8 protein-coding genes, 1 tRNA gene and 1 rRNA gene are annotated in these 9110 nt (G+C 65.2%); 3 read left to right on the plus strand and 7 right to left on the minus strand.

The window, feature by feature from the left end; all coding sequences use genetic code 11:
* Positions 1-68: 68 nt before the first annotated feature.
* Positions 69-1121 carry an agmatine deiminase family protein gene (locus tag ACW5W7_RS21145; protein WP_456502988.1) on the minus strand — a complete coding sequence of 351 codons (1053 nt, stop codon included), beginning with the start codon at positions 1119-1121 and terminating at the stop codon, positions 69-71.
* Positions 1122-1237: 116 nt separating this feature from the next.
* Here ACW5W7_RS21145 and ACW5W7_RS21150 point away from each other — a divergent pair, with 116 nt between their 5' ends.
* Positions 1238-2119: a LysR substrate-binding domain-containing protein gene (locus tag ACW5W7_RS21150; protein WP_349920073.1), complete on the plus strand. Its 882-nt coding sequence runs from the start codon at positions 1238-1240 to the stop codon at positions 2117-2119.
* Positions 2120-2171: 52 nt separating this feature from the next.
* Positions 2172-4088, plus strand: coding sequence for a dihydroxyacetone kinase operon transcriptional regulator DhaR (gene dhaR / locus ACW5W7_RS21155; protein ID WP_456502989.1), 1917 nt, complete (start codon positions 2172-2174; stop codon positions 4086-4088).
* Between the two features lie 67 nt (positions 4089-4155).
* Here dhaR and dhaM read toward each other — a convergent pair whose 3' ends face one another.
* From dhaM to ACW5W7_RS21175, 4 genes are all read right to left on the minus strand, one after another.
* The gene (gene dhaM / locus ACW5W7_RS21160) at positions 4156-4866 is read right to left on the minus strand and encodes a dihydroxyacetone kinase phosphoryl donor subunit DhaM (protein WP_456502990.1); all 711 of its coding nucleotides are present in this window, start codon (positions 4864-4866) and stop codon (positions 4156-4158) included.
* A gap of 1 nt (position 4867) precedes the next feature.
* Entirely contained in the window at positions 4868-5497 is a 630-nt protein-coding gene (gene dhaL, locus ACW5W7_RS21165; protein WP_434664596.1) for a dihydroxyacetone kinase subunit DhaL, read from the minus strand.
* 9 nt (positions 5498-5506) lie between these two features.
* Positions 5507-6577, minus strand: coding sequence for a dihydroxyacetone kinase subunit DhaK (dhaK, locus tag ACW5W7_RS21170; protein WP_456502991.1), 1071 nt, complete (start codon positions 6575-6577; stop codon positions 5507-5509).
* A 223-nt stretch (positions 6578-6800) separates the two neighbouring features.
* Positions 6801-8159, minus strand: coding sequence for an NCS2 family permease (locus ACW5W7_RS21175; RefSeq protein WP_349920078.1), 1359 nt, complete (start codon positions 8157-8159; stop codon positions 6801-6803).
* A 213-nt stretch (positions 8160-8372) separates the two neighbouring features.
* On the opposite strand from ACW5W7_RS21175, the gene ACW5W7_RS21180 reads away from it, so the two are divergent.
* Positions 8373-8705 (plus strand): cupin domain-containing protein, encoded by a 333-nt coding sequence (locus ACW5W7_RS21180; RefSeq protein WP_349920079.1) that lies wholly within the window; start codon positions 8373-8375, stop codon positions 8703-8705.
* 150 nt (positions 8706-8855) lie between these two features.
* On the opposite strand, the gene ACW5W7_RS21185 is transcribed toward ACW5W7_RS21180, so the two are convergent.
* Positions 8856-8932: transfer RNA gene (locus tag ACW5W7_RS21185), tRNA-Asp, on the minus strand.
* 95 nt (positions 8933-9027) lie between these two features.
* A 5S ribosomal RNA gene (rrf, locus tag ACW5W7_RS21190) occupies positions 9028-9110 on the minus strand; the annotation flags it as partial.

Consider the following 9110-nt stretch of genomic DNA (forward strand, 5'->3'; position numbering starts at 1 on the left):
CACCACCCCCCCCCCCCCCCCCCCCGCGCCCCCCGCGGGGCCCCCCCGCGCCGCGCCGGTCCCTATCCTTAACCTTGCAACGGCCAGGCCGGCTGCTGCTGAGTGATGCAGTGAATGCCACCGCCGCCGTGGGCCAGCTGGTTGATACGCACCGGCACCAGCTGCCTGTCCGGGAAGGCGAGCCTCAGCACCTCGCCCGCCGCCTCGTCCGCTGCCACGCCGTAGGCAGGCATGATGATGGCGCCATTGGCGATGTAGAAGTTGGTGTAGGAGGCGCAGAACACCTCGGCCTCGGCGTCCACCGCCTCGCTCGCTTCGAACAGCTCGAGGCACTCAAAGGATCGCCCCCTGGCATCGGTGGCCAGGGCCAGGGCACGGCGGTTCTCCCGCACGACCCGGCCATAGGTGGAGTTGGCATCCAGGGTCGCGTCCACCAGCAGGTGGCCGGGGCGGCTGAAGGCACAGACCCCGTCCACATGACCGTCCGTCATGTCGCCGGTGACGTGGTCGGGATCCCCCGGCAGCCAGATAGTCTTCTCGATGCCGAGCAGGCGGCTGAAGATCCCTTCGATCTCCCGTTTATTCATGCCGGGGTTGCGGTTGCTGTTGAGCAGCACGGATTCCGTGGTGATCAGGGTGCCCTCGCCGTCCACGTGGATGGCGCCCCCCTCGTTGGCGAGGAAGCTGCCGATGCAATCCAGCTCCAGGCTGTTGAGGACGCGCCGCGCCAGCCCCTCGTCCAGACCGTGGGCCGACTTGCCGCCCCAGGCATTGAAGCGCCAGCTGATACCGGCGGTACCGAGATCGGGATGGCAGATGAAGGTGGGGCCAGAGTCCCGGCACCAGCTGTCATCCACCGGCAGGGGAATGAAGCGCACCCCCTCTCCGCACAGGCCGCGCGCCTCTGGGATGGCACTGGGATCCACCACCAGGTTCACCGGTTCGAAGCGGGCGATGGCGTTGACCACCCGGGCGAAGTCCTGCTGCACCTGGGGCAGGGTCACACCCCAGCCGTTTTCCCACAGCGCCTTGTTGTGCGGCCAGACCATCCAGGTCGCCGCGTGTCGGCACCACTCGGCGGGCATAAACCAGCCTGTTGCCATCATTCCCTGCTCGCGCATCTCAGCCTCTCTGATTAGGTACTATTAAGGTTGTTGACGATGGGAATAGACTATTCTCCCGAGAGATGGGTAACAAACGATCGATTTTCGGTAAAAGTGATAAGTGGAGCTAATCAATGATGTTCAAACACTGGCCTCCCCTCAACGTGCTGCGGGGCTTCGAGGCGGCGGCCAGGCTCGGCAGTTTTCATCAGGCGGCGCAGGAGCTGCACCTGACCCAGTCTGCCATCAGCCAGCAGATCCGCTCCCTGGAGGAGCTGATCGGCCAGCCCCTGTTTTATCGGCAGGGTCGCTCCGTAGCCCTGACCGACGCGGGCCAGGATCTGCTGGAAACCACCCAGAAGGTACTGCTGCAACTGGCGGTGGGGATCCAGCGGCTTGAGCAGTACCGCAAGCCGAACCAGCTGGTGCTCAACACCAGCACCGCCATCGCCCGCCACTGGCTGCTGCCCCGGCTGGCCGATTTCCACCGCCAGCATCCCGGCATCGATCTCTGGCTGTTCACCGGCGACGACACCCCGAACATGGCCGAGCAGACCATAGACATAGCGCTGCGCTGGGGCCTGGCACCCCAGGTGGAGTGCCGCCATCAGCCGCTGCTGGCGGATCGGCTGCTGCCGGTGGCGAGCCCGGCGGTGCTGGCACAACCGGCGCAGGAGCGCACCACCTTGCACGGGGAGCGGGAGATGGACTGGCACCACTGGACCCTCAAAGGGGGAGAGGATCTGCAGCTGCTCACCCAGGGGCTCAACTTCTCCGATCCCGGTCTGCTGCTGGATGCCGCCCAGGCAGGCCTGGGGGTGGCGCTGGTGAGCGAGCGACTCTCCCGCACGGCCCGCCAGCAGGGACTGCTGCAACCCCTCTCCAGCCACAGGGTCCCCGGCCCGAGCTGGAGCCTGCTGGTCCATCAGGAGAGCGATGGCGGCCACCAGTGCCGCACCTTCTGCCACTGGCTGGAGCGGCAGTTTGCCGAGGGGGGTGAGGAGGCGAACCTCTGAGGGGGGTCACTGAATCGGCCAACCCGCCGTGGTTAAATGGTGGATTAGCCCCATGCCGGAATTCGCCGTGATCCAGCCATCCATCCAGCCACACCCGTCCTGGCCCGACGACCTGCAGGCCTCCTGGCTGCGCTGCGCCCACCAGACCAGCCGGGAGCTCTGGCACCCGCCCCACAGCGCCAGGGGCCAGACCCTGCACAGCCTGCGCCAGCGCAAGCGGGACTTGCTCACCACGGGGGAGATGGCGCTCGAGGATCTCTACGAATACATGGAGGGGCGCCCCTGCGCCCTGCTGCTGACCGACGAGAGCGGCTGCCTGCTGGCCCGCACCGGCCACGGCGAAACCCTGGCAGAGCTGGAGGCCCTCGGTTTTGGCCCCGGCGCCTTCTTCAGCGAGGGGCGCATCGGCACCAATGCCGTCAACCTGGCGGCCCTGACGGGCACGCCCCTCACCGTCAGCGGCATCCAGCACTTCAACCGTACCCTGCACCCCTGGCACTGCTGCGCCAGCCCGGTCTACAACAGCCATGGCCGCCAGGTCGCCATCGTCGCCCTGGCGTGCAAGGTGGAAGCCGCCACGGCCGGCGATCTCGCCCTCACCGTCAGCGCCGGGCGCGAGCTGGCCAACCTGCTGCGGGCGGAGACCCTGATGCAGGAGTCCCAGCATCACCTGAGCGAGCTCTATGCCCTGCTCGATGGCATGGATGACGGCGTGCTGGCCTGGGATCCCCAGGGACGGCTGCGCTACCTCAACGCCCTGGCGGCGCGACAACTGCGCCTCGATCCCGAACGCAGCCTCGGCCAGCCACTGACCCAGCACCTGCTGCTGCCCCAGCGGCTGCGGCTCGCCATCGAGGGACAGACCCCCCTCAGCCACGTGGAGCTGACCCTGGAGCGGATCGGCGAGCAGGACGGGGAGTTCATCAACGCCCTGATGAGCCTCAAGCCCCTGCCGGGGCCGGACGGGGTCGGTTTCATCGCCCTGATCCACCCCGCCGATCGGTTGAGGGCCATCCATCAGCTGCGCCAGTCGGTGCCCGAACTCTCCACCCTGGTGGGGGAGTCCGGCCCCATGCGCACGCTGCTGCGCCATGCCAGGCAGGCGGCCCAGAGTGCGGGACCCATGCTGCTGCGCGGCGAGGAGGCGGTGGGCAAGGGGCAGATCGCCGAGGCCATTCACTTTGCCGGCGAGCGCGCCGACGGCCCCCTCATCCTGTTCAACTGCCAGGCCCTGCCAGCGGAGCGGATGGCGCTGGAGCTGATGGGTTCCGATGAAGCGGGGCAGGAGCGGGCCGGCAAGTTCGAACTGGCCCACGGCGGCACCCTGGTGCTCGAGCAGATTGAGTTTCTGGCGCCGCCCATGCAGGCGGCCCTGCTGCAACTGCTCAAGACGGGCCGTATCCAGCGCTTCGACTCGGCCCGGGTTCTGCCCTTGAGGGTACGCATCATCGCCACCAGTAGCGCTTCGCTGGAGCAGAGGGTGCAGGAGGGACAGTTCGGCCGCCAGCTGCTCTATGCGCTGCAGGCCTGCGAACTCTGGGTGCCCAGTCTGCGCGAGCGCGGGGCCGACCTGCCCGCCCTCATCGGCCAGCAGTTGAACGCCCGTGGGCGAGCGCCCCATCGCCACTTCAGCCCGGCGGCCCTGGACTGCCTGCTGGCCTACCCCTGGCCCGGCAACCTGGGGGAGCTGCGCAGTGCCGTCGAGCACGCCCTGCTGCATGGTGGCGACTCCCCCATCCCCTCGGAGGCCCTGCCCGTCGCCATTCGCCATGGTCATCGATTGCTGGCTGACGAGGTGGTGGGGCAACCCCTGCTCAGCCTGGCCGAGCTGGAGTGCCAGGCGATCCGGCGCAGCGCCCTGGCCTGTCAGGGCCAGATCGGCCTGATGGCCCGGCAACTGGGGATCAGTCGCACCACATTATGGCGAAAAATGAAGCAGTGGCAGATAGATCCACTCGTGCAGCAATAAATGGCAGATAAAAACGAAAGAGAGGGGCCTGGTCCCCTCTCTTCTATGCTGCCATCTGCCTGCCAGACTATTCCCCGAAGCGTCCCTCGGCCACGGCTTTGAAGGCCTGGATCGCCTGCTCCGCCTCGGGGCCGCTGGCGCGCAGCTCGATCTCGTCCCCACAGCGCACATCCAGCATGGCGAGCCGGGTCAGGCTGCGGGGGTTGATCCCCTTCTCCCCCTTGTAGAGGGTGAGCTCGGCATCGAACGGCTTGAGGGCCGCCACCAGTTTGGCGGCGGGGCGCACATGCAGGCCATGGGGATTGCACACCCGATGGCGCCAGCAGAGAGTGGCCACGGGAGCGGGCTCTGACACAGTCACCTCAGGGGCCGGCCCCCCCAGCATGGCGATCTTGGCCTGCAGACCCGCCATGGCCTCGGCGGCGACCTCGTCCAGGGTCAGACCGGCTCCGGCCGCCACCACGGCGGCCAGGGTACCCTCCACCAGAGGGGCCGGGCTGAGCCGCACCCTGGCACTCAGCGCGGGGGGCAGCAGCTCCAGAGCAGTCTCGGCACTCAGCAGGGCAGAGCCGAGATCCATCAACACCAGCACGCCGCCGCCGTCGTCCGCCTGCTCGATGGCGTTCATCACGGCGATGGCATCGGTGCCGATGGGGTGATCGGGATCATCCACACCGGCCGCCAGCAGCAAGGGAGCCGGACTGCCCAACTGGGCCGCCAGCTCACTGATGCCGGCAGCCAGGGTGGCGCTGTGGGAGACAACGACGATACCTACCATGTCACAACCTCGCCCGATCACGCAGGGCGGTGAGCAGCAGCAGGGTCGAGGTGGCCCCGGCATCCTGATGGCCTATGCTGCGCTCCCCCAGATAGCTGGCGCGTCCCTTGCGGGCCTGCATCTGGATGCTGGCCTCGGTGCCTGCCGCCGCGGCCGCCACGGCTCCGTCCAGCGCCTCAAGCAGGGGCAAGCCTTGCTGCTGTGCCTGCTGCAAGGCCGCCAGTGCCGGCCACCAGGCATCACACATGGTCTTGTCGCCAGGCTCGGCGCGGCCACGGGAGACGATCCCCTCCACGCCGTCGGTCAGCATCCGGGTCAGCTGATCCAGGTTCAGGCTCTGGCAGGCATCGGCGCTGGCGGCCGCACGAATGAAGAAGGTGCCGTAGAGGGGGCCGCTGGCCCCGCCCACCGAGGAGAGCAAGGTCATGCCGGTGGTCTTCAGCACCTGACCGATGTCCTTGTCTGCCACCGCAGGCAGCTTCTCCGCCACCTTGGCAAAACCCCGCTGCATGTTGAGGCCGTGATCCCCGTCGCCGATGTCGGTATCCAGCGCGGTGAGATAGTCGCGCTGTTCGGTGAAGATGTGCTCGCAGTCGAGCAGCCAGTTCACTATCTGATGTTTGCTTAACATGATTCTTCCTCAGCAGCCACGGCGCAACGCCGGGGTATGGACGGGAGCATCCCACAGGGTCATCAGCTCGTCATCCACCTTGAGCAGGGTGATGGAGATCCCGCTCATGTCGAGGGCGGTGCAATAAGGGCCGACGAGATTTCTGACCAGGTGGATACCGGCCTCCTCGCACAGGCTGGCGAGCTGCCCATAGACCCCGTAGAGCTCGGAGAGGGGGGTGCCTCCCAGGCTGTTGACCAGGGCGATCACCCTGTCCCCTTCCTGGAGCGGCTCGATGAAGACGTGCTCCTCCTGCCAGCGGCCAGCCTCTCTGTCCCAGTGGCGCAGGGTTCGGCCATAGGGGCTGTTGTCGGTCAACTCCCTGAACATCTCATCCACCAGGTTGTCCAGGGTCGTGAAGGGGCGCCGCGCAATGCCGGGCTCACCGTGAATGCCGACGCCGAACTCCAGCTCGTTGTCCGCCAGGGTGAAGGAGGGCTTGCCCGCCGCGGGAACGGTGCAGGCGTGGGTGGCCACCCCTATGGTGCGGCTCTGGTTGTTGATGTGCCGCGCCAGCGCCTCGCAGCGATCCAGGTCATAGCCCGCCTCGGCGGCGGCCCCCACCAGTTTCTCGCACAGCACTGTCGCTGCCACCCCGCGGCGACCGGCGGTGTAGAGGCTGTCCTTGACCGCCACGTCGTCATCGATGAGGGCAAAACCGACCCTGACTCCGTCGCCGTGCAGCAGCTCCACGGCCGTCTCGAAGTTGAGCACATCGCCGGTGTAGTTCTTCACCAGAAACAGGACACCGGCGCCACCGTCCACCGCCTGGCCGCACTCATACATCTGATCCGGTGTCGGCGAGGTGAAGATCTCGCCGGGGCAGGCACCATCCAGCATGCCCATCCCCACCAGGCCGCCGTGCATGGGTTCGTGACCGCTGCCGCCACCGGATACCAGCGCCACCTTTCCCTTCACCGGCGCATCGGCACGGGTGATGTAATGGGGCTCGATACGCACCTTCAGTTCGGGGTGGGCGGCAGCCATCCCCATCAGTTGTTCACGGACCACGGCATCGACGGCATTGATCAGCTTCTTCATGGCTCACTCCTCGACTCGCCCAGGGGCGGATGGTTGATGGAACCAGTCTAACGGGGACAAGCGGGATAAAAATGACGGGCCAGATGGTCAGGATTTGAAACCGGGAGGAGGGTATCGGCGTTCCAATTCGAAACAACGAGCGACCAGAGTGTAGAAAACTGTTAGGCCCCTCACAGAGACGAAAAAGGGCTCCCGCGGGAGCCCTTCTCGACATCAGTTTGGCTTAGATGGCCCAGCCACCGGCGTAGAACACCACCAGTGCCACGGCGATGATGACGGTGCCGACGTTGAGCTTCTTCCACTCGGCAGCGAACAGTCGACCGACCACCAGGGCCACGAAGCCCAGCATGATGCCGGTGACAATGTTGCAGGTGAGCACGATGAAGACAGCGCACAGCATGCCGGAGAGCGCATCCACCGAATCCTTGAAATCCAGCTTGGTGACGTTGCCCAGCATCAGCAGGCCGACATACATGAGCGCGGGTGCGGTGGCGTAGGCCGGCACCAGATAGCTCAGGGGGGAGAGGAAGATCATCAGCAGGAAGAGCACGCCCACCAGGGTCGCGGTCAGGCCTGTCTTGCCACCGGCGGCGGTGCCTGCGGCTGATTCGATGTAGACGGCGGCCGGAGCCCCGCCCACGGCGCCCGCCACCATGCTGCTGACGGAGTCGGCGGTCAGGGCCTTGCCACCGCTGATGATATGGCCACGCTCGTTGATGAGGCCGGCCTGACCCGCCACGGCACGGATGGTGCCGGTCGCATCGAACACGGCGGTCATGACCAGCGCCAGCACGGTCGGGATCACCACGGGGTTGAGAGCGCCCAGCAGATCCATGCTGCCCACGAGCGACCCCTTCTCACCGGTCAGGCTCGGCATGGCGAAGAAGCCCTGCCAGGTCACCTTGGGATCGAAGGCAAGACCCAGGGCAGAGATGGCGATGATCACCATCAGGATGCCGCCCGGCACCTTGCGACGCTCAAGACCGAAGATGGCCGCCAGCCCCAGCACCGTCATGATGACCGGGAAGGAGGTGACCTCACCGAGCTGGACCGGCAGGCCGGCCCCTTCGTTCTTGATCACCATGCCGACGCCGTTGGTGGCGATCAGCAGCAGGAACAGACCGATACCGATGCCGGTACCGTGGGCGATGCCGGAGGGCAGGTTGTCCAGGATCCACTGGCGTACGCCGGTCACGCTGATCAGGGTGAACAGCACCCCCATCAGGAAGATGGCACCCAGCGCCACCGGAATGCTCAGCCCCTGTCCCAGCACCAGGCTGAAGGCGGTAAAGGCGGTGAGGGAGATGGCACAACCGATGGCCATGGGCAGCTTCGCCCAAAGCCCCATCAGCAGGGAGCCGAAGGCGGCGATCAGGCAGGTCGCCACGAACACTGGCCCCTGCTCGAAGCCTGCGACACCCAGCATGTTCGGCACGACGATGATGCTGTAGACCATGGCCAGGAAGGTGGTCAACCCGGCCAACAACTCCTGGCGTACGCTGCTGCCGCGCTCGGAGATGGAAAAATAGGAATCCAAAAAGCCGCCTTTCCCTGCTTGGGCGGCGATATCTTGCGTTGCCATAACTCATCCTGAAAGTGTGAAGGAAATCGTTTGCTTTTATGGCTGCGCAAAATAGCAAGAATTTGTCAGGATTGCAGCGACTTCTCCGAACTTTTCCACAAAGTCATGATAAAAAGCCTCACTTGTGACTCATTTCCAATCTGGGACAGGCGACTCCACCGGGGTAGAGGCTTCTATACTGCAATGACATTCTGTATCTGACCGGAGATGAGCATGCACACGCGCAATCTGTTGAACGACATCCCCTCCCCTCTGCCCACCGAGTTCTTCCAGGATCTCGTCAGCACCAATCACCTGCGGATCGAGCGCATCGTCTCCCACGGCCATCAGACCCCTCCGGGGGAGTGGTACGATCAGGATGAACATGAATGGGTATTGATCGTGCAGGGAGAAGCCAGCCTGCTGTTTGTGGATCCCCAGACTCAGGAGCAGCAGCAGGTCCTGCTGGGACCGGGGGACCACATCAACATCCCCGCCCGCCAGAAACACAGGGTGGAGTGGACCCATCCAGACATACACACCATCTGGCTCTGCGTGTTCTACTAAGCGCTCCTGGGGTGAAATCAGCCCTCTGCAGTGAGATGTGCAAGACATGGAGGTTTGCCAGGCAGGAAGTGAAGGCTCGCCCGGGTGAACAAGAAATCAGAAACGCAGAAACGAAAAAAAGCCCAGTCGTTAGACTGGGCTTCTTGTTAGTGGCGGAGCGGACGGGACTCGAACCCGCGACCCCCGGCGTGACAGGCCGGTATTCTAACCGACTGAACTACCGCTCCGCATTCGGTTAGCTTTCGCTAAATCTTTTGCCGCTTCTCTGAGGTGTCATCCTCGCAGCCAATCATGCAATGTATGCACAACTGTTTAATTGGGTGCCTGGCAGTGTCCTACTCTCGCATGGCGAATGCCACACTACCATCGGCGCTACCGCGTTTCACTTCTGAGTTCGGCATGGGA

The sequence above is a fragment of the Aeromonas intestinalis genome (assembly GCF_054052485.1).

Bases quoted from the DNA above. Each gene is read 5' to 3' on its own strand.
- ACW5W7_RS21145 (WP_456502988.1), bottom strand. From the start codon at position 1,121: ATGCGCGAGCAGGGAATGATGGCAACAGGCTGGTTTATGCCCGCCGAG.
- ACW5W7_RS21150 (WP_349920073.1), top strand. From the start codon at position 1,238: ATGATGTTCAAACACTGGCCTCCCCTCAACGTGCTGCGGGGCTTCGAG.
- dhaR (WP_456502989.1), top strand. From the start codon at position 2,172: ATGCCGGAATTCGCCGTGATCCAGCCATCCATCCAGCCACACCCGTCC.
- dhaM (WP_456502990.1), bottom strand. From the start codon at position 4,866: ATGGTAGGTATCGTCGTTGTCTCCCACAGCGCCACCCTGGCTGCCGGC.
- dhaL (WP_434664596.1), bottom strand. From the start codon at position 5,497: ATGTTAAGCAAACATCAGATAGTGAACTGGCTGCTCGACTGCGAGCAC.
- dhaK (WP_456502991.1), bottom strand. From the start codon at position 6,577: ATGAAGAAGCTGATCAATGCCGTCGATGCCGTGGTCCGTGAACAACTG.
- ACW5W7_RS21175 (WP_349920078.1), bottom strand. From the start codon at position 8,159: ATGGCAACGCAAGATATCGCCGCCCAAGCAGGGAAAGGCGGCTTTTTG.
- ACW5W7_RS21180 (WP_349920079.1), top strand. From the start codon at position 8,373: ATGCACACGCGCAATCTGTTGAACGACATCCCCTCCCCTCTGCCCACC.